The organism is Streptomyces sp. NPDC002825 (assembly GCF_040295385.1).
Lineage (GTDB): Bacteria > Actinomycetota > Actinomycetes > Streptomycetales > Streptomycetaceae > Streptomyces.
Map to the genome: position 1 here is coordinate 1 of NZ_JBEOVH010000013.1, position 19,950 is coordinate 19,950.

12 protein-coding genes are annotated in these 19,950 nt (G+C 74.3%); 6 read left to right on the top strand and 6 right to left on the bottom strand.

The genetic code is table 11. From position 1 onward, the window contains the following. Window positions 1–448: 448 nt before the first annotated feature. The gene (locus ABT041_RS18245) at window positions 449–994 is read right to left on the bottom strand and encodes a MarR family winged helix-turn-helix transcriptional regulator (RefSeq protein ID WP_030694509.1); all 546 of its coding nucleotides are present in this window, start codon (window positions 992–994) and stop codon (window positions 449–451) included. A 154-nt stretch (window positions 995–1,148) separates the two neighbouring features. Here ABT041_RS18245 and ABT041_RS18250 point away from each other — a divergent pair, with 154 nt between their 5' ends. Continuing rightward, on the top strand, window positions 1,149–2,423 hold the full coding sequence (locus ABT041_RS18250) for an MFS transporter (RefSeq protein WP_351185373.1): 1,275 nt from the start codon (window positions 1,149–1,151) through the stop codon (window positions 2,421–2,423). On the opposite strand, the gene ABT041_RS18255 is transcribed toward ABT041_RS18250, so the two are convergent. Together ABT041_RS18255 and ABT041_RS18260 are read right to left on the bottom strand one after the other, a co-directional pair. Next, on the bottom strand, window positions 2,420–4,066 hold the full coding sequence (locus ABT041_RS18255; protein ID WP_351185376.1) for an ATP-binding SpoIIE family protein phosphatase: 1,647 nt from the start codon (window positions 4,064–4,066) through the stop codon (window positions 2,420–2,422). The genes ABT041_RS18250 and ABT041_RS18255 overlap by 4 nt on opposite strands. 106 nt (window positions 4,067–4,172) lie before the next feature. After that, a complete protein-coding gene (locus ABT041_RS18260) occupies window positions 4,173–5,537 on the bottom strand; it encodes an NAD(P)/FAD-dependent oxidoreductase (RefSeq protein ID WP_351185379.1) in 1,365 nt (454 codons plus the stop codon). Window positions 5,538–5,893: 356 nt separating this feature from the next. Here ABT041_RS18260 and ABT041_RS18265 point away from each other — a divergent pair, with 356 nt between their 5' ends. Together ABT041_RS18265 and ABT041_RS18270 are read left to right on the top strand one after the other, a co-directional pair. Next, window positions 5,894–6,676, top strand: coding sequence for a TetR/AcrR family transcriptional regulator (locus ABT041_RS18265; protein ID WP_351185382.1), 783 nt, complete (start codon window positions 5,894–5,896; stop codon window positions 6,674–6,676). 177 nt (window positions 6,677–6,853) lie between these two features. Next, a complete protein-coding gene (locus ABT041_RS18270; protein ID WP_351185385.1) occupies window positions 6,854–8,929 on the top strand; it encodes a sigma-70 family RNA polymerase sigma factor in 2,076 nt (691 codons plus the stop codon). On the opposite strand, the gene ABT041_RS18275 is transcribed toward ABT041_RS18270, so the two are convergent. The 3 genes from ABT041_RS18275 to ABT041_RS18285 form a co-directional block, all read right to left on the bottom strand. Next, complete coding sequence (locus ABT041_RS18275) at window positions 8,916–12,272, bottom strand: AfsR/SARP family transcriptional regulator (protein ID WP_351185388.1); 3,357 nt, start codon at window positions 12,270–12,272, stop codon at window positions 8,916–8,918. The genes ABT041_RS18270 and ABT041_RS18275 overlap by 14 nt on opposite strands. A 72-nt stretch (window positions 12,273–12,344) precedes the next feature. Further along, window positions 12,345–12,941 (bottom strand): Uma2 family endonuclease, encoded by a 597-nt coding sequence (locus tag ABT041_RS18280; protein ID WP_502976527.1) that lies wholly within the window; start codon window positions 12,939–12,941, stop codon window positions 12,345–12,347. A 123-nt stretch (window positions 12,942–13,064) separates the two neighbouring features. Then, window positions 13,065–15,299: an asparagine synthase-related protein gene (locus tag ABT041_RS18285; RefSeq protein ID WP_351185858.1), complete on the bottom strand. Its 2,235-nt coding sequence runs from the start codon at window positions 15,297–15,299 to the stop codon at window positions 13,065–13,067. 573 nt (window positions 15,300–15,872) lie between these two features. Here ABT041_RS18285 and ABT041_RS18290 point away from each other — a divergent pair. The 3 genes from ABT041_RS18290 to trmB all read left to right on the top strand — a co-directional run bounded on the left by ABT041_RS18290 (window position 15,873) and on the right by trmB (window position 19,906). After that, window positions 15,873–17,315 carry an NsdA family TPR-like regulatory protein gene (locus ABT041_RS18290; protein ID WP_351185394.1) on the top strand — a complete coding sequence of 481 codons (1,443 nt, stop codon included), beginning with the start codon at window positions 15,873–15,875 and terminating at the stop codon, window positions 17,313–17,315. A 112-nt stretch (window positions 17,316–17,427) separates the two neighbouring features. Next, window positions 17,428–18,612, top strand: a complete 1,185-nt coding sequence (gene lhgD / locus ABT041_RS18295) for an L-2-hydroxyglutarate dehydrogenase (RefSeq protein ID WP_351185397.1) — start codon at window positions 17,428–17,430, stop codon at window positions 18,610–18,612. Window positions 18,613–19,186: 574 nt separating this feature from the next. Next, window positions 19,187–19,906 carry a tRNA (guanosine(46)-N7)-methyltransferase TrmB gene (gene trmB, locus ABT041_RS18300; protein WP_351185861.1) on the top strand — a complete coding sequence of 240 codons (720 nt, stop codon included), beginning with the start codon at window positions 19,187–19,189 and terminating at the stop codon, window positions 19,904–19,906. Window positions 19,907–19,950 lie beyond the last annotated feature (44 nt).

Consider the following 19,950-nt stretch of genomic DNA (forward strand, 5'->3'; position numbering starts at 1 on the left):
TTCTCAAGGTGCGGACGCTTCCTTCGTTCCTGTTTCCAGGCCCTCCGGGCGCTTCCTTCGTTTCCGACTCTATCAGATCTTTCCGATCCGATTTCCTCGGTGCTTTCCGGTCCCATTCGCTTTCGCTCCGGGCCCTTCCGGCGTTTCCGACTCTATCAGATCCTTTCGGCGTCTGATTCCCAGTCAGCGGGGTTTGTCTTTCCGGCTGTTGGGCCGTTCCGACGTCTCAAACTCTAGCGGGTTTCCCCGGCAACTCATAATCGAGCCATTCGAAATGAATTTCGGCATGCCGAAATTCGTCCCGGTGGGGAGTCCGTGCTGAGTAGAGGTGCCGCATCAGCGGCGGGAGTGGTTGTCGAAGAACCGTTCCGGCTCCGTGACAACTCGGAGAACACTACGCATCCGGCAGGGGCGTGTCAACCCCCGCCCGGTGTGCCGTTCGGTGCCGTCAGTCCAGGTCCGTCAGGCGGCCGCCGGCGTCCGGCTGCGTGAGCTCCACGCGGCGGAGGAGGCGGATGAGGACGTCGCCGAGGACGCCCTTCTCCTCGGTCGTGAGGTCCTGGAGGAGGTCCTCCTCGAAGTCGGTGGCCATGCGCATGGCCTCCAGCCACTTCGAGCGGCCCTCGTCGGTGAGCTCGACGATCACGCGGACACGGTTGTTCTCGTCGCGGTCGCGGGTGACCAGGCCCTCGCCGGCCATGCGGTCGATGCGGTGCGTCATCGCGGCCGGGGTGAGGCCCAGCCGCTTGGCGAGCTCTCCGGGGCCCAGGCGGTAGGGCTCCCCGGAGAGGACCAGGGTCTTGAGGACCTCCCACTCGGCGTTGCTGATGCCGAGGTCGGCGAGCTGGCGACCGTACGCCACGTTCATGCGGCGGTTCAGCCGGCCGAGCGCGGAGACGACCTTCTCCACCTGCGGGTCGAGGTCGCGGTACTCGCGCTGATAAGCGGCGATCTGCTCGTCGAGGCTCGGCTCCTGGGGAGCGGTGTCTGACATGCGGCGAGTATCCCACGGGCCTCGTTGGCGTTGAAGTCCTTCGGTGTGTACTGTTAAGACGTTAACTTTAGTATTGAAGTCTTCAGGGTTCAGGCGTACAGCTCTGAACCCGCGACCGAAGTGGGTGAGTGTGACCAAGGCGAGGGGCGCAGCGATGCGCCGCATCCAGGCAGGCAGCGCGCTGAGCGCGTTCGGACTCGGCTTCACCGTGCCGTACCTCTATGTGTACGTGGCGCAGGTGCGGGATCTGGGCGCTGCGACGGCGGGCATCGTGCTGGCCGTCTTCGCCATGGCCGCGCTGGTGGTGCTGCCCTTCAGCGGGCGGGCCATCGACCGGCGCGGGCCCGTGCCCGTGCTTCTGGTGGCCTCGGTCGTCGCCGCCGTGGGCGCGGTGGGGATGGGCTTCGCCTCCAGCGTGCCGGCGGCCGTGGGGGCCGCGGCGCTGCTCGGCGCCGGTACGGCGGTGCTCCAGCCGGCCCTCGCCACGATGATCGTCTGGTGCTCGTCGCATTCCGGCCGTACACGGGCCTTCGCGATGCAGTTCTTCCTGCAGAACCTGGGCCTGGGCATCGGTGGTCTGATCGGCGGTCTGCTCGTCGACACGAGCCGGCCGGGCAGCTTCATCCTGCTGTTCTCGATCGAGGCGGCGATGTTCCTCGTGCTCGCCGCGATCGTCGGGACCGCCCGGATGCCGGGCTCGCCCGCGCTGCAGGGTGCCCGTCCGTCCGAGGGCGGGAAGGGCGGCGGTGTCCGCGCGCTGCTCGGGCACAAGGCGATGGTGCAGCTGTGCGTCCTCGGCTTCGTGCTGTTCTTCGCCTGCTACGGGCAGTTCGAGTCGGGTCTCGCGGCGTACGGCACGGAGGCCGCCGGCATCCAGCCGTCGACGCTCGGGATCGCGCTCGCCGCCAACACGGCGGTGATCGTGGTCGCCCAGTTCCTGGTGCTGCGGTTCGTCGAGCGCCGGAAGCGGACCCGGGTGATCGCGGCCGTAGGTCTGATCTGGACGGTGGCGTGGCTGATCGCCGGGTACGCGGGCCTCGGGCACGGCAGCCAGGCGATGGCGACGGCGGCCTTCGTCTCCACGTACGCCCTCTTCGGGCTCGGTGAGGCGATGCTGTCGCCGACCGTGGCACCGCTGGTGGCCGATCTGGCGCCGGAGTCGATGGTCGGGCAGTACAACTCGGCCTTCGCCCTGGTGAAGCAGCTGGCGCTGGCCGTCGGTCCGGCCGTGGGCGGGCCCATGGGGGCCGCGCTGCACGGTCCGTACATCGTGACCTTCGTGCTCTTCTCGCTCGGGATCACGTTCCTGGCGCTCCGGCTCGGCCGGCAGCTCACCCCCGAGCAGGACCAGCCTTCCCTGGCTCACAAGCCGTCGAAGGTGGTCGCCCGGCACGAGCCGGTGCGGGAGAGCGAGACCGCCGCCGCCTAGTCCGGCAGCGCGAACTCGCACCAGACCGCTTTGCCGCCGCCCGGCGTGCGGCGGCTTCCCCAGGACGAGGCGATCGTCGCGATGATCGAGATTCCGCGACCCGCCTCGTCCTCCGTCTCCGCCCTGCGCCGGCGCGGCAGGTGGTCGTCGCCGTCCGTGACCTCGATGATCAGGCGTCGGTCGGTGCGGCGCAGCCGCAGGCGCATGGGCGGGGTGCCGTGCTGGAGGGAGTTCGCCACGAGCTCGCTGGTGGCGAGGACGCCCAGGTCGCGCAGTTCGACCGGGAAGCGCCAGGACGACAGGACCCCGGAGGCGAAGGCACGCGCGCGCGGGGCGGCCTCCACTCCGCCGAGGAGTTCCAGGGCGGCGTTGTGGAAGAGCTCGGCGTCCGCGCCCTTGCGGGAGGGGTGCTGGACGACCAGGACGGCGACGTCGTCGTCGTGCTCGGCGGTGACCCCGAGGGAGCGCAGCAGCCGGTCGCAGACCACCTGCGGGGTGCCGCTGGCGCCGGCCAGGGCGCGGGCCAGGGCGGCGACGCCCTCGTCGATGTCCTCGCGGCGGCGCTCGACCAGGCCGTCCGTGTAGAGGACGGCGGTGGAGCCGGGCGGCAGGGCGATGGAGCCCGAGGCGTGCAGCCAGCCGCCGGTGCCGAGCGGCGGTCCCGTCGGGTCCTCGGCGCGCCGGACGGTGCCGTCCTCGTCCCGTACGAGGATCGGGAGGTGGCCGGCGGAGGCGTACACCAGCTTGCCCTCGTTGGGGTCGTGGATCGCGTACACACAGGTGGCGATCTGGCTGGCGTCGATCTCGGCGGCGAGGCCGTCGAGGAGCTGGAGGACCTCGTGCGGCGGCAGGTCGAGGCGCGCGTAGGCCCGGACGGCGGTGCGGAGCTGGCCCATGACGGCGGCGGCGCGCACGCCACGGCCCATCACGTCGCCGATGACGAGCGCGGTGCGGCCGGCCCCGAGGGTGATCACGTCGTACCAGTCGCCGCCGACGGCCGCGTCCGCGACGCCGGGCTGGTAGGTGGCGGCGATCCGCAGGTCGTCGGGCTGCTCCAGCTCCTGCGGGAGCAGCGAGCGCTGGAGGGTGACCGCGGTCTCGCGGTGCCGGCGCTCGCTGGCGCGGAGCCGCTCGGCGGCCTCGGCGTGGTCGGTGACGTCGGCGGCGTGGACGAGGACTCCGCCGCCGTCGAGGCGCGGGCTGTCGACGGGCAGGCAGGTGACCGTGTACGAGCCGCCGTCCTTGGTGCGGCGGGACTTCACCGTGCGGGGCTTTCCGCTGCGCAGCACCTGGTCCATGAGGGGCAGCAGGCCGAGCTCCTCGGCCTCCGGGCAGGTGTCGGCGACGGTGGCGCCGGCGGGGCGCGGGCCGAACGCGGCGGCGTACGCGTCGTTCACGTACGCGATGCGGTGCTCCGGGCCGTACACGAGCGCGACGAGGCCGGGGAGGCGGCCGAGCAGCTCCCGTACGGAGAAGTCCTCCAGGGCGGGGACGTCGGCGGTCTCGTCGGCGGTGTCAGCGGTGTCGGGGTGCTCCAGCTGCTGACCGTACTCACCGCGGGCGGCGGGCACGGAGCCTTCGGTCCCCCGCGCCGCGCGGCGCTGCGTGCCGGGGAGCCGGGCGCTCCAACGGGTGAAGTTCACGGATCTGTATGCCTCGCGGTGTCGGTGCCGTGCAGAGTCACGCTGTGCAGGTGTGAGCCCACCTATGGTCACACGTCCAGTGTGGACGAGTGCACTGACAGTGATGTCAGGACTGCGGCTTGTCGTCGTCGCCGCGGGGTGGAGAGGCGGCGAGTTCGAACTCGGCTCTGGGGTGTTCCAGGGAGCCGAGGGAGACGATCTCCCGTTTGAACAGGCCCGACAGGGTCCATTCGGCGAGAACGCGCGCCTTGCGGTTGAAGGTCGGGACGCGGCTGAGGTGGTAGGCCCGGTGCATGAACCAGGCCGGGTACCCCTTGAGCTTGCGTCCGTAGACGTGGGCGACTCCCTTGTGGAGGCCGAGGGAGGCGACGGAGCCCACGTACGCGTGCGCGTACTCCTTGAGCGGCTGCCCGCGCAGGGAGGCCGCGATGTTCTCGGCGAGGACCTTGGCCTGGCGCAGCGCGTGCTGGGCGTTGGGCGCGCACTCCTTGCCGGGTTCCTTCGCCGTCACGTCGGGGACGGCGGCGGCGTCGCCGGCCGCCCAGGCGTGCGCGACGCCCTCGACGGCGAGGTGGGCGGTGCAGCGGAGCCTGCCGCGTTCGTTCAGCGGCAGGTCGGTGGCGGCGAGGACGGGCGCCGGCTTCACGCCGGCGGTCCAGACGACGGTACGGGTGGGCAGTCGGGTGCCGTCGCTGAGGACGGCGACCCGGTTCTCGCAGGACTCCAGGCGGGTCTCCAGGCGCACGTCGATGTTCCGGCCGCGCAGCTCGCGGACGGTGTACCGGCCCATGTCCTCGCCGACCTCGGGGAGGATCCGGTCGGAGGCCTCGACGAGGACCCAGCGCAGGTCCTCGGGCTTGATGTTGTGGTAGTACCGCGCGGCGTAGCGGGCCATGTCCTCCAGCTCGGCGAGCGCCTCCACGCCCGCGTAGCCGCCGCCGACGAAGACGAAGGTGAGGGCCGCGTCGCGGATGGCGGGGTCGCGGGTGGAGGAGGCGATGTCCATCTGCTCGATGACGTGGTTACGCAGGCCGATGGCCTCCTCGACGGTCTTGAAGCCGATGCCGTGGTCGGCCAGGCCGGGGACCGGGAGGGTGCGGGAGACGGAGCCGGGCGCGACGACCAGCTCGTCGTACGTCATCTCGACGGCGCCGGTGCCCTCCTCCTCGGTGGCGAGGGTGGAGAGGGTCGCGGTGCGCTTGGCGTGGTCGACGGACCGGACCTCGCCGATGACGACGCGGCAGCGGTCGAGGACGCGGCGGAGCGGCACGACGACGTGGCGCGGGGAGATGTTGCCCGCCGCGGCCTCCGGGAGGAACGGCTGGTACGTCATGTACGGCTCGGGGGTGACCACCACGATCTCGGCGGTGCCGGCTCTGAGCTCGGCCCCGAGCTGCCGCTGGAGGCGCAGCGCGGTGTACATGCCGACGTAGCCACCGCCGACCACGAGAATGCGCGCAGGTTCGGTCACTGTCCCATGACGCACCCCCGTCCGTGGTTTGTCCACAGGCTCGGCAAATTGTGTGACCGGAGGGGTACGGAGGCGCGGGGTGGCGCGCACGTGTGATGCGGAGGGATCCGTGCAGGTCACGCCGGGTGGGGCCGGTTCGGAGAGGGGTCGGAATCGGGAGTCTTCCGGGCCTTGCTCCGATCGGGGGGCGCACCGTACGGAACTCCCCCTTCTGAATTGACCCCGACTCAACTATGTTCGTACTTCGTCGGGGTGTCGGATCGGGCGCGCGCGTGGACCGAAGCGCTTGTCCGTCGGAGGCCCCGTATCAGGGCGGGGAGTCTCCGGGGGGAGACATCATGAGCGGGGGAACGCTTATGCAGATTCAGGATTCAGGCTGGCAGTCGGGCGTCGGAACGGCGACCGTCGACGGGCACGTCCCGGGGACGGGAGAGCCGCGGGGCGTCGCGCCGGTGGCGGGCGGCAGGTCCGCGCCGCTGCGGGTGGACGCCCAGCGCAATCTGGAGCACGTGCTGCGTGCCGCGCGCGAGGTGTTCGGCGAGCTCGGCTACGGGGCTCCGATGGAGGACGTGGCGCGCCGCGCCCGCGTCGGGGTCGGCACCGTCTACCGCCGCTTCCCCAGCAAGGACGTGCTGGTGCGGCGGATAGCCGAGGAGGAGACCTCCCGGCTGACCGAGCAGGCGCGGGCCGCGCTGGGCCAGGAGGAGGAGCCGTGGTCGGCGCTCTCCCGGTTCCTGCGGACCTCGGTGGCCTCCGGTGCGGGCCGTCTTCTGCCGCCGCAGGTGCTGCGGGTGGGCGTGGACGAGTCCGGGGTGCCGCTCGGCGCGGACGAGACGGACGGGGCGGCGCGGGTGCCGTACCAGCGGGGTGTCGCCGAGCCGGGCGACGCACGCGTGGTCGGGCCGCGCGGGGTGCCGGCGGACGAGCGGGACGACGCGGGGGCCTCGGAGCTCCTGGAGGTCGTCGGCCGGCTGGTCGACCGGGCGCGTGAGGCGGGTGAGCTGCGGACGGACGTGACCGTGGCGGACGTCCTCCTCGTCATCGCCACCGCCGCCCCGGCCCTGCCGGACGCGGTGCAGCAGGCGGCGGCCTCGGCCCGGCTCCTCGACATCCTTCTCGAGGGGCTGCGCTCCCGCTAGGACCTTTCGTGGTCCGGGCGGACCAATGAGCATGACACGAACGTGTGAGCGGTTACGCCCGGATACACGAAGTCGCCCCGGACGAGTGGTAAGTGGACTCGGCGCTTCGGCATGCCCTCCCTCTGTGGCACGCTTGGCCAATATTTCGGTCTGGGCGTGCGTACGGGGGCTTCCGCGATGAGCGGTGACAGTCGGGACGATCCGCTGGGCAGCGGCGGCGCGGAGACCGGAGGCCTTTCCTCCGGGCACGTTCCGAGCCAGGGCGGGCCGGGGGGTCTCTCCGGCGCTCCGGCCCCCTCCCCCGGATCGCCGGCTGCGTCGCCCGTACGGAGCGAGCCGATCGACGCGAGTGTGCCGCCGCAGCGTGAGGGCAAGCCCGGCGGGCCGGGTGCCCGGGCCGGATCCGTCGCGGGGGCGGCCGTCGGACCGGGAGCCGCCGGCCCCGGCGCCGCCGAGGACCACGACACCTTCGCCGATCTCGAAGAGCCCGAGCCCGACACCGTACTCCCGCCGCCGCTCGAACTGCCGCCCGCCGACGCCGAGCTCGTCCAGCTCATGCGGGACGGCGACGACTCCGCGTACGAGGAGCTGTTCCGCCGCCACTCCGATGCCGTCCGCCGCTACGCCAGGACCTGCTGCCGGGACGCGCACACCGCCGACGACCTCACCGCCGAGGTCTTCGCCCGCACCCTCCAGGCGGTACGCGGCGGGGCCGGGCCCGAACAGGCAGTGCGCGCCTACCTCATGACCACCGTCCGGCGGGTCGCCGCGAACTGGGCCAGGACCCAGAAGCGGGAACACCTCGTCGAGGACTTCGCGGTCTTCGCCGCGGACGCCGCCCGCTCCTCCGAGGTCTCCGACCAAGACACGATGGACCTCGGCGCGGACGTCCGCGCCATGCACGAGGCCGAGCAGTCCCTCGCCATGCAGGCCTTCCGCTCGCTGCCCGAGCGCTGGCAGGCCGTGCTGTGGCACACCACCGTCGAGGAGGAGTCCCCGAGCGAGGTCGCCCCGCTCTTCGGACTGACCGCCAATGCCACGGCCGTGCTCGCCAGCCGCGCCCGCGAGGGCCTCAAGCAGGCCTACCTCCAGGCGCACGTCAGCCAGTCCCTCACCGCGGGCGGCGACTGCGCCCGCTACGCGGACCGGCTCGGCGCCTACGCGCGCGGCGGACTGCGGATGCGGGCCGAGCGCGGCCTGCGCAAGCACCTGGACGAATGCGCCAAGTGCCGGCTCGCCGCCGGTGAACTGGCCCATGTGAACGCCGGGATCCCCGCGCTCCTGCCCGTCGCCGTCATCGGCTGGTTCGCCGCCGGGTACTCGCTCAAGGCCGCCGGCGTCGTCGCCGGCGGCACCGCCGCCGCGGCCGGTGCGGGCGCCGCGGCCGCCGCGTCCGGCTCCTCCGGGGGTGCCGCCTCGGGCGGTGTCGCCGCCGAAGGGCTCGGCGCTCCCGCGAAGGCCGGGATCGCGGCGGCCATAGCGGTCGCCGCGGCCGCCGGGCTCGTCTGGGCGATGGCCGGGGACCCGCAGCCCGTGGCCGCGCCCAAGCCCACCCAGCCGGTCGTCACCCCGATCGCGCCCGAGCCCGCGCCCCCGGCGAAGCCGTCCCCGAAGCCCGCGCCGCCCGCCCCGGCCGTCACCTCCGAGCCGCCGCCCCCGCCGCCGTCCCCGAAGCCCAGCCCCAAGCCGACGCCGAAGCCCACCCCGAAGCCGACGCCGCCGCCCTCTCCGAAGCCCACGCCCAAGCCGACGCCGCCCCCGCCGAAGCCCTCCCCGAAGCCCTCCCCGAAGGCGACGCCGCCGCCCGCGCCGCCGTCCGTCTACCAGGTCAACGAGCTGCAGTACGGGATCTTCGGCGACGGCACCAAGCCCGAGGTCTCCCTCTCGGACAGCAGCTGGATGTGGCAGCGCAACGGCCTGTCCATCGGCGGCACCCGGTACGCGCACGGGGTCAGCGTCCACGCGCCGTCCTCACTGCTCATCGACCTCAACCGGCCGTGCACGAGTTACGACGCCGTCGTCGGCGTCGACGACCTGAGCGCCCAGCTCGGCGTCGGCGGCGTCCGCTTCTCCGTCTACGGGGACGGGGAGCGGCTCTGGCGCTCCGACGTCGTCCGCGCGGACGACCCGCCCGTCCCCGTGCACGTCGACCTCGCGGGCCTCTCCACGATCCGGCTCGTGGTGGAGGAACACACGCCGTTCGGCCGGGCCGCCGTCGCCGACTGGGCGGAGTCCCGGATCAGCTGCTCCTGACGGCCGCCCCGGAGGCCGACGGAGCGGGAGCGAGGGCTTCGGCGAGACCGAGGACCTCGTCGACGCCGAGTCCCGCGCCGGCCGCGCGGGCCGCGGCCAGGCCGGACTCGCCGAGCTCGGCGAGCGCCCGGGCCGTCACGGACTCGTAGTCCCGCAGCTCGGGGACCGAGCGGGGCGTGCCCGCGCGCCAGCCGTCCGCGGCGGCCATGACCCGCATGGCCGGCTCGGCCTCGCCCGCCTCGGCCAGGGCGATCGCGAGGATCTCCGCGAGGCCGGTGGTGATGGCGTCGGCGCACTGGGCGTCCCGCGCGGTGCGGAGCGCGCTGACGGCCGTGGCGACGGCGACCGCGCCCTTGCCCTCGTACGCCTCGACGCGGGCGGCGAGTCCGGTCACCGCCGCCTCGAAGTGCGGCGGCGGTGTGCCGAGCGCGACCGACCGGCCGGCCTCCTCCAGATCGGCGCGGGCCTGCCCGATCTCGCCGCGGGAGAGGGCGAGGGCGGCGCGGAGGAAGGCGACGTACGTCTGGGTGTCCCGTACGTGATAGCGCTCGGCCTCCCGTGACGCCTCGTCGAGGATCCGCTCGGCGGCCTCCATGTCGCCCGCCCGGTAGGACAGTTCGGCCAGGCGGGCCAGGAGGAAGGGTGCCTCGGCGTGGGCGCCGACCTCACGGGCGAGACCGAGGGCCTCCTCGTACGCCTCGCCCGCCTCCGCGTGCCGGCCCCGCATCGTGTGGGCCTCGCCGGCCGCGCTCTCGATCTGCGCCGCCATCCACCGGTCGCCGACGCGGCGGGCGATGTCGCGGAGCTCCGCCAGGGCCTCGTCGAGACCGGGCATGCCGCCGGGCATGTCGACGACCATGTGCGTACGGAACATGAGGCTGACGCCGAGCTCCCAGTCGCCGCCGTGGCGGCGGCAGTTGTCGACGGCGACGTCGAGGAGGCCGCGGATCGTGGCCGCGTCCTCGGTGAGGTACGCGGTGAAGGGCCAGAGCAGACCGGGGAAGCGGGCGGCCTCGGGGCCGGGCTCCTCGCCGAACGCGGTGCGCACGCGGCGGACCAGCGCGAGGGACGCCGGATCCTTGAAGTTCCCCAGCGTCTGGTTCTCGACGGCGAGGAAGAAGTGCAGCATGCGCAGGTGCATGCGGGGCCAGTAGCGGGGGTCGGCCGGGTCGTCCGGGTCCTCGCCCAGGGCGAGCGCGCGCTCCACCCAGGCCAGGCCCTCGGGACGGTAGTTGCGCAGCCACCAGAACCAGCCCATGGCGAAGACGAGCCGGAGCGCGCCGGCCTCGTCGGGGGAGGTGACGAGGGTGCGGTGGAGGGCGGCCCGGATGTTGTCGAGGTCGCGCTCCACACGGTCGATCCACGGCAGCTGCTCCCCCGAACGGAGCCGGGGCTCGGCGGTCTCGGCGAGGGCCGTGAAGTGGGCGGTGTGGGCGGCCTCGGTGGTGGCGAGCAGCTCCGGTTCCTCGGCGGCGCGCTCGGTCGCGTACTCGTGGATGGTCTCCAGGAGCCGGTAGCGCATCTCGCCGCCCTCGGTGGGGGTGGCGACCACGAGGGACTTGTCGACCAGGGCGCCCAGGACGTCGGCGGCGTACGGGGAGAGGGCCTCGGCGGCGGCCAGGTCCCAGCCCCCGGCGAAGACGGACACCTGGCGGAGCAGGGTGCGCTCGGCCGGGTCGAGCAGGTCCCAGGACCAGTCGACGACGGCGCGGAGCGTCTGCTGGCGGGGCAGGACGGTCCGTGAGCCGGAGGTGAGGAGAAGAAAGCGGTCGTCGAGGCGGTCGGCTATCTGGCGCGGGGTGAGGAGGCGCAGCCGGGCGGCGGCCAGTTCGATGGCGAGCGGCAGGCCGTCGAGGCGGCGGCAGATCTCGTCGACGGCCTCGCCGCCGTCCTTCGCGAGGTCGAAGGAGGGGCGCACGGTGCGGGCCCGCTCCGCGAAGAGGCGGTGGGCGGGGTCGGGCGGGAGGGGCTCGACGGGGCGGACCGACTCGCCCGGGACACCGAGGGGTTCACGGCTGGTGGCGAGGATGCGGAGCTGCGGGCAGTGGGTGAGGAGGGTCTCGGCGAGGGCGGCGGCCGCGTCGATCACGTGCTCGCAGTTGTCGAGGACCAGGAGGAGCGGGCGGCGTGCCAGGTGCTCGACGAGGTGGGCGGTGGGGTCGTCCTGGAGCGGGACCCCGTCGCGGGTGATCAGGTTGATCTCGCGGAGGCGGAGCGCGGAGAGGACGGCGCCGGGGAGGGCTTCGGGGTCGTCGAGCGGGGCGAGCTCGGCGATCCAGGCGGCGGGGCCGACGGCCCGGACCGCGGCCTCCTCGGCGAGCCGCGTCTTGCCGGAGCCGCCGGGGCCGGTGAGCGTGACGAGCCGGGAGCGGTTCAGGTCGGCGTGGAGGGCGTCGAGTTCGGGCTCGCGGCCGACGAAGGAGGTGAGGCGGGGGCGGATGTTGCCGGCCTCGGGGGCGGGGTGGTCGCGCGCGGGCTCTCGGGCGGCGGACGGTTGAGCGGGTCCGTCGTGCGCGGGCTCGTGGGCGGACGGCCGGGCGGGGCCGTCCGTACGGCTCGGGGCGGGGTCCGTCCCGGTCGGGGGCGTCGGCGCTGGCGGGCGGATCGGCGCGGGCGGGTTCGGGGGCGCGCCGGTGAGGAGTTCCCGGTGGAGGGCGGTGAGTTCCGGTCCCGGGTCGGCGCCGAGGGCGTCCGCGAGGGTGCGGCGGGCCGACTCGTACGCGGTGAGGGCGTCGGCGTGCCGGCCCTCGGCCCGCAGGGCGCGGATGAGCTGGGCGCGGAAGGCCTCGTCGTACGGGTACGTGGTGGTGAGCTCGGTCAGCTCCGGTACGAGTCCGTCGGTGGCACCCCGGCGCAGATCGGCCTCGACGCGCTGCCGGAGCGCCGCGAGCCGCTGGGCCTCGGGGCGGACGCCGGCCGGGTCGGGGAGGTCGGCGAGGGCGGGGCCGCGGAAGAGGCCGAGGGCCTCGCGGAGGAGGGCGGCGGCGGTGTCGGGGTCGCCGGCGTCGAGGCGGGCGGCGCCGTCCCTGACCCGGCGCTGGAAGACGTACAGGTCGATGTCGTCGGGGCCGGCGGCGAGCCGGTAGCCGGGGCCCGGGGTGGAGTCGACGGCCTCCCGGCCGAGGATGCGGCGGAGCCGGCCGACGAGGGCCTGGAGGGCGGCTGGGGCGTCCTGCGGCGGGTCGTCCCCGTACACGTCGTCGGCGAGCTCGCCGACGGAGACGGCACGTCCGCCGCGCAGCGCGAGGGCGGCGAGCAGGGCCCGCAGCCGGGCGCCGCCGAGGGGGAGCGGGGAGCCGTCGGGACGAAGGGCCTCGGTGGTGCCGAGGATGAGATACCGCACCGACCCATTGTGTCGGGTGGCCGGGGCGGGCGCCTCGGGGTTTACCCCGGTGGGTCCCCGGGGTTCGGGGCTTCAGAAGGCGCCGGTGTCCAGGTCGAGGCCGAGAGGCGCGGGGAGGGGGACGACCGTCCCCAGCTTGTGGATGGACTTGTGGCCGTAGTCGTCCCCGGCGGGCTCGGAGCAGACGACGGCCTCTCCCGCCTCGCGGTCGATCAGCAGGTAGAGCGGGATGCCGGCGCGGGCGTAGGCCCGGATCTTCTGGACGCGGTCGCGGCTCGCGGTGGAGGACGAGGTCACGTCGGCGACGAGGAGGACCGGGTCGGGCGCGTGCCACTCCTGCTGGTCGTCGAAGCTGCCTTTGGGGGCGATGACGAGGTCGGGGATGACCCTGACAGTTTCGTTGATCCCGGGCAGGCTGAGGCCGACGCCGGTGAAGTTGCGCAGCTCGCGGTCGGTGCGACGGGCGATGACCTGCTCCACCACCTCGGTCACGATCTCCTCGTGCTCGCCATTGGCCGGAGGCACCACGTAGATCTCCCCTTCGATCAGCTCCACGCGCCAGCCCTTGGGGGCCAGCGCATTGAACAGCTCGAAGGTCTCCTGGGTACTCGCGCCCTCACGGTCGGGCATGCCCTCGGAGAACGACTCCCCCGGGACCGGCAACGGCATGGCCACAGCGGACCTCCTTCGCTCGGGTGCGACGGTTTCAGCTTAGGTCGCACCCGGGATCGGAGTCCGGGAAGCTTTCATTCGAACGAGCGTGCTGTGACGTTTCGCCCGCATGGCGGAGCCTCACGCCGACAGCGACCGCCTGGACGCCGGGATCAGGGGCCCCTGGGCCGCGCGGGGAGCCCGGGGGGTCGAGGTGTCCGTCCAGCAGGAGCCCCGGCGGGCGATGAGGCGGCGGAGCCAGAGTTCGGTGGAGACGAGGTCGGCGAGGCCGTCGAGGGGGACGGGGGCGCCGTCGGCCGCCGCGCTGAGGGCCTTGCGGACCACACGGGCCTCGATCAGACCCGCGTCCGCGAGGAGCGGTGCGGAGAAGAGGGCGAGCAGCTCGGGGAGCGCGGCGCGCAGGCCCGCGCGCGCGGCGGCGGCCGGGACCGCCGGGTGGGGGGCGCCCCAGCCGGCGGGGAGGTCGTGGACGCCGGCGCCGGACAGGACCGTGCGCAGGACGCCGGCCCGGGCGTCCGGCTGGACCCGGAGCGATTCGGGGAGGTCCCGGCAGGCCCGTACGACCTGGTTGTCGAGGAACGGGGCGTGGAGGCGCTGGCCGCGGATCTCCGCCGCCTGCTCCAGGACCCGGTGGTCGGCCGCCGCGCGGGCGAGGGCCGCACGCGCGCGTGCCTCGCCGGGGCGCTGGACGGACGTCGGGAGCGTCGCCGCCCGGTTCAGGCGAACCGATACTTCAGCGAGGGCCTCCCCCGTCAGCCAGCGCGCCGCGGGCCCCGGCCGCGACCAGGTGAGGGCGGAGAGCGAGGCCTCGAGGGGGCCGAAGCCGTCCGGGGCCGTGCGGTTCGCCTCCAGGACCCGGCGGGCCGCCGCCTCCAGGCCCGTCCGGTACGGGGTACGGGCCAGCTTCCGCGCCGCCCGGTAGACGGTCAGCGGCACCAGCAGCGAGCCCGCCGACGGTCCCGAGGCCTTGGCGAGCGCGGTCACCGGCCGCACCAGGGAGCGGCGCCTGCGGTCCATCAACAGGTCGGCCAGCCGCGCCGGGTGCGCGTCCAGGACCTGCTTCGCGCCCATCCCGGTGAAGTGGTCGGCGCTGCCGCCCGCGAGCCGCCGGCGGTGCCGCTCGGCCGTGACCAGGGCGGGTCCTGGCTCGTCGGTGAGCGGGCCGTCCAGCGCCGCGTACGGCAGCGCCTCCTCGCCCCCGGCGACGACCACGTGGTGCAGCCGGGGGTCGGAGGCGATCGTGCGCGCCCGCTCCAGCTCAGCCGTGCGCCGCGCACCGGCCCGCGTCGCCAGGTCGTTGAAGGTGACCGCGAGCAGCCGCTCCCCCGCGCCCGTGCCGAGCCCGATGATCGTGCCCGGCACCCCCGGCAGGCCCGCCGCGAGCAGCGCGAGCGTGCCGGAGGCGCTGCCGCCCGACAGGTCGGCGCCGATGCCGGGCGCCGGGCCCGCGCCCCGGGCCGCGCGCCGGTCGGCCGGCCCCATGCCGGGGACCGGGCCCGGGTCGGGGAGCGGCACCTCGGGCGCGTGCCGGGGGGCGGTGAGCCGGGCGCGTACGGCCTCGACCAGGGCGTCCCGTACCCCTTCGACGGCCTGGCGGGGGTCGGCCTCCGGCGCCGCGACGGCGAGCGAGGCCACCTGCTCGTAGCCGGTGATCTCGCGCGAGCCCTCCCGCAGGATCAGCGCGTGGCCGGGCGGCACCCGCCGTACCCCTTCGTACGGGGTGGAGTCGCGCAGCGCCTCCGGGGTCTCGGGGCAGGCGAGCAGGGCGGCGAGATGGCCGATGTCGAGCTGGGCCTCGACGAGGTCGGCGAGCGGCAGGGCGGCGGTGGCGTACGCGGTGCCGCCCGCCCACGGGGTGTGGAACACCGGCCGGGCGCCCGCGAGGTCGCCGGTGACGGTGACGCGGCGGCCGGCCTTCACGACGGCGGTGTAGCTGCCGGGCCAGGCGGTCAGATGCCGCAACGCGCCCCCGCGCGCGGTGAGCAGGCCGATCCGCAGCTCCTCGTCGCTCGCGGCGCAGCAGCCGAGCACCGCCAGGCGGGTCTGGTCGTCGACGGCGACCACGCGCACCTCGTCGGGGCGCCAGTCGCCGACCGCCCAGAGCGGATCGGGGTCGCCCCACAGGAGTTGTGCGCCCACCGGCTGCACCGTGCGCCCCTCGGCGGCGCGGTCGGTGCCGGCGGCGTATCCGGAGTCGGCCGGGTGTCCGGAGGCGGAGGGGTGTCCGGAGCCGTACGGGAGTCCGGAGCCGTACGAAGAGGATGAGCCGTACGTGCCGTTCGCCGTCCCCGCCCGGCCCCCCGCGGTCGTTGCGAAGCTCGCGGCGACACTGCTCCAGCCCACCAGCCATCGCATCGGCGCCTCCACATCCGTTTCGGTGGAGGACATGCTGCCACGACAACGGCGCACGGGGCGGTGTCCGGGTGCACGCGCGCCAAAGCCGAATGCGCCCCTGGCATGGGCCAGTTGACGATCGGCCGCACACCGGCTTCACACCGGCGTCATTCGGCCAAATATCGCTCCCCGTCGGAGGTTTCGGCGGGCCTCCGGGCGCAACTCCGTGCCTCGGCAGCCCGGGAGGCGCTCCCGCCTCCCGGCGCCGTCCGCCGCCCGCGGGGAATGGGGCGACGGTGTCCCCCAGCCCACCGGTCCGGGACTCCGCTCCCGGCCGAGCGGGCCGACCCACGCAGTACTCATGGAAGCGCTCCCCCACCGGACGGACGAGAGCGCACGGCCGGGCGCACGGCCACACGGCCGGAGCACGAGCCGATCCGCCGGCCCCGCCGGTCGCACGTTCACACAACAATCTCGCCATACGGAACACCGCCCCTTAACGGTAGGGATGCGGCGAACTACGCTGTGTTTACGAATGCCGCACGCCTATGCCCGGCGTCGTGGCGGCCGTCTGGGTTGTCGAGGGGTGGCGTCATGTCCAGGGAGCAACGCGGGCCGAACGAAAAGCTCGGCACGGTTCTCGCCCTCGCGGGAATCAGCAACGCCGGGCTCGCCCGGCGCGTCAACGACCTCGGCGCACAACGGGGTCTGACGCTTCGTTACGACAAGACCTCGGTCGCCCGCTGGGTGTCCAAGGGCATGGTGCCGCAGGGCGCCGCCCCGCACCTGATCGCCGCCGCGATCGGCCAGAAGCTGGGCCGGCCCGTGCCGCTGCACGAGATCGGGCTCGCGGACGCCGACCCGGCGCCCGAGGTCGGGCTCGCCTTCCCGCGCGACGTGGGCGAGGCGGTCCGCTCGGCCACCGACCTGTACCGCCTCGATCTCGCCGGGCGGCGGGCCGGCGGCGGCATCTGGCAGTCGCTCGCCGGATCCTTCGCCGTCAGCGCGTACGCGACGCCCGCGTCCCGCTGGCTGATAACCCCCGCCGACCCGTCGGTGGAGCGCGAGGTCCCGCGGCCCGTCGCGGGCACCGGCACCGCCGCGGCCGCCTCGGAGCACGTGCGCGTGGGCCACAGCGATGTCGCCAAGCTCCGCGAGGCCGCCGAGGACGCGCGCCGCTGGGACTCCAAGTACGGCGGCGGCGACTGGCGCTCGTCGATGGTGCCCGAGTGCTTACGGGTGGACGCGGCGCCGCTGCTGCTCGGCTCGTACTCGGACGAGGTCGGGCGGAACCTGTTCGGCGCGACGGCCGAGCTCACCCGGCTCGCCGGCTGGATGGCCTTCGACACCGGACAGCAGGAGGCCGCCCAGCGCTACTACATCCAGGCGCTGCGGCTCGCCCGCGCCGCCGCCGACGTGCCCCTCGGCGGGTACGTCCTCGCCTCCATGTCCCTCCAGGCCACCTACCGGGGCTTCGCCGACGAGGGCGTCGACCTCGCCCAGGCCGCCCTCGAACGGAACCGGGGGCTCGCCACCGCCCGCACCATGTCGTTCTTCCGGCTCGTCGAGGCCCGCGCGCACGCCAAGGCCGGCGACGGGGTGGCCGCGGCGGCCGCGCTCAAGTCCGCCGAGGGCTGGCTGGAGCGGTCCCGGGAGGGCGACGCCGACCCGACGTGGCTCGGCTTCTACTCGTACGACCGGTTCTGCGCCGACGCCGCCGAGTGCTACCGGGACCTGCGCATGCCGCGCGAGGTGCGGCGCTTCACCGAGCAGGCGCTGTCCCGGCCGACGGAGGAGTTCGTCCGCTCGCACGGGCTGCGGCTCGTGGTGTCGGCGGTGGCCGAGCTGGAGTCGGGCAACCTGGACGCGGCCTGCGCGGCGGGCACGCGCGCGGTGGAGGTGGCGGGGCGGATCTCCTCGGCGCGGACCACCGAGTACGTACGGGATCTGCTGCACCGGCTCGAACCGTACGGGGACGAACCGCGCGTCGTGGAACTGCGCGAACGGGCCCGGCCGCTGCTCGTCGCTCCGGCGTGAGACCCGGCCCCGGCGCGCGGCGGCGCCCCGACGTGACACGCGTCCCACGGTGTGGGCGTTTAGCGGCATTGTCAGTGGGCCAGTGCACTATCGGGGGTGGGAGGTGGCGCTGGTGTTTGACTGTGACGTGCTGGTGATCGGCGGCGGGATCGTCGGTCTCTCGACGGCGTACGCGCTGACGCGTGCCGCCCCCGGCACGCGGGTCACGGTCCTGGAGAAGGAGCACGCCCTCGCGCGCCACCAGACCGGGCGCAACAGCGGGGTGATCCACAGCGGGATCTACTACCGTCCCGGGTCGCTCAAGGCGCGGTTCGCGGTCGAGGGCGCGGCCGAAATGGTCAAGTTCTGCGCGGAGTGGGGCATTCCGCACGAGGTGACGGGGAAGCTGATCGTCGCCACCACGCGCGAGGAGCTGCCCCGGCTGCACGCGCTCGTGCAGCGCGGCCGGGAGAACGGCATCCCCGTGCGCGAGCTCGGCCCCGCGCAGATCAGCGAGTACGAGCCGCGGGTCCGGGGACTCGCCGCGATCCACGTCGGCACGACCGGGATCTGCGACTACGGGGCGGTGTCGGAGCGCCTCGCCTCGGCCTCCGGGGCCCGGATCCTGTACGGCGCGGAGGTCACCGTCATCGACCGGCGGTCCTGGGGCGTCGCCGTGCGCACGGCGGACGGCCGGGTCGTCCGCGCGAAGGTCCTCGTCAACTGCGCGGGGCTGCACTGCGACCGGATCGCGCGGCTCGCCGGCGACGACCCCGGCATGCGGATCGTCCCCTTCCGAGGGGAGTACTACGAGCTCGCGGACCCCTCGCTGGTCCGGGGCCTGGTCTACCCGGTCCCCGACCCCGCCTTCCCGTTCCTCGGGGTGCACCTGACGCGGGGGATCGACGGCGGCGTCCACATCGGGCCGAACGCGGTCCCGGCGCTCGCGAAGGAGGGGTACGGCTGGTCCGTCGTCCGCCCGCGCGAACTGGGCGCGACCCTGGCGTGGCCCGGCTCGTGGGCGATCGCCCGCGCGCACTGGCGGTACGGCGCGGGCGAGCTGCACCGGTCGGTCTCGAAGCGGGCCTTCACCGAGGCGGTGCGGCGGCTGCTGCCGATCGTCTCGGAGTCCGACCTGCGGCGGGCGGCGCCGGGGGTGCGGGCGCAGGCGGTGCTGCGGGACGGGACGCTGGTCGACGACTTCCTGATCCGCGAGGCTCCGCGGACGGTGCACGTCCTGAACGCGCCTTCGCCTGCGGCGACGGCGTCGCTGCCGATCGGCCGCGAGGTCGCAGGCCGCGCCCTGACCTGCCTGTAGCCGTTCTGGGCCTGCGCCCCACCGTTGCGGGCCGCGCTTCGGCCCCCCGTTGTGGGCATGCGTTCCACCGGGGCGGTGCCCACCCGCAACGGACGGCGCCCACGCCCGTTGTGGGCAATCGTTCCGCCGGGGCGGAACGGGTGGGCACAACGGACGGCGCCCTTGCCAGCGCCAGAGGCTCCCGCGCCCTGACCCGCACCACCCGCTGGGCACATGGGGTGCGGGTCCAGGCGCGGAACGCGGAGGCGCCGCTGAAGGGCGCCGTCCCGTGTGCCCACCCGTCCCTCCCCCTAGGACTTCGTCCTGGGGGGACCCCCATGCGGGACGATTGCCCACACGGGGCGGACCAGGGGCACCGCCCGGGCGGGCGCGGGCACACGGGGGCGGACCAGGGGCACCGCCCGGGCGGGCGCGGGCACACGGGGGCAGACCGGGGCACCGCCCGGCCGGGCGCTCGCCCCCGATTCACCTCGGCGCTCGCCGTAGAATTGGGCGCATTGTGTCTGAGCAGATTGAGAACGGGCCGCAGCCCGTCGCCGAGCCCGCACCCTCCGTCGCACGCCGCGGCAGTCGGATGTTCGCCCCCGGCGAGGGGCCCATGCCCGATCCCGCCGGCGCCCACCACGAGCGGCGGATCCGCAGTTTCCAGCCGCGCCGCAGCCGTGTCACGTACGGCCAGGCCGAGGCCATGCTGAAGCGCTGGCCCGACTGGGGCCTCGACATCGACGGCAAGCGGGTCCTCGATCTGAACGAGATGTTCGACGGCCTGCCCGTCGTCCTCGAGATCGGCTTCGGCATGGGCGAGGCCACCGCCCAGATGGCCGCCGCCGACCCCGGCACCGGCATCCTCGCCGTGGACGTCCACACCCCCGGCCAGGGCAATCTCCTCGGCCTCGCAGACCGGAACGGCCTCACCAACGTCCGCGTCGCCAACGGCGACGCGATCATCCTCCTCCGCGAGATGCTCGGCGACGCCGCCCTCGACGGCTGCCGGGTCTACTTCCCTGACCCCTGGCCCAAGGCCCGCCACCACAAGCGCCGGCTCATCCAGCCCGAGTTCCTCAGCCTCCTCGCGCCGCGGATGAAGCCCGGAGCGGTGCTCCACTGCGCCACGGACTGGGAGGAGTACGCCGTACAGATGCTGGAGGTGCTCTCCGCGCATCCGGACTACGAGAACACCCAGGCCGACGGCGGCTACGCGCCCCGCCCCGACTTCCGCCCCCTCACCCGCTTCGAGGGCCAGGGCCTCGACAAGGGGCATGTCGTGCACGACCTTCTCTTCCGGAGGAAGTGACGGGGAGCGGCTAACTCCGTCGCCGCTGTCGGCGCCGGTCGTTA

Coding starts and splice junctions, on each gene's coding strand:
- ABT041_RS18245 (WP_030694509.1), bottom strand. CDS start 994: ATGTCAGACACCGCTCCCCAGGAGCCGAGCCTCGACGAGCAGATCGCC.
- ABT041_RS18250 (WP_351185373.1), top strand. CDS start 1,149: ATGCGCCGCATCCAGGCAGGCAGCGCGCTGAGCGCGTTCGGACTCGGC.
- ABT041_RS18265 (WP_351185382.1), top strand. CDS start 5,894: ATGCAGATTCAGGATTCAGGCTGGCAGTCGGGCGTCGGAACGGCGACC.
- ABT041_RS18270 (WP_351185385.1), top strand. CDS start 6,854: ATGAGCGGTGACAGTCGGGACGATCCGCTGGGCAGCGGCGGCGCGGAG.
- ABT041_RS18280 (WP_502976527.1), bottom strand. CDS start 12,941: ATGCCGTTGCCGGTCCCGGGGGAGTCGTTCTCCGAGGGCATGCCCGAC.
- ABT041_RS18285 (WP_351185858.1), bottom strand. CDS start 15,299: ATGCGATGGCTGGTGGGCTGGAGCAGTGTCGCCGCGAGCTTCGCAACG.
- ABT041_RS18290 (WP_351185394.1), top strand. CDS start 15,873: ATGTCCAGGGAGCAACGCGGGCCGAACGAAAAGCTCGGCACGGTTCTC.
- trmB (WP_351185861.1), top strand. CDS start 19,187: ATGTTCGCCCCCGGCGAGGGGCCCATGCCCGATCCCGCCGGCGCCCAC.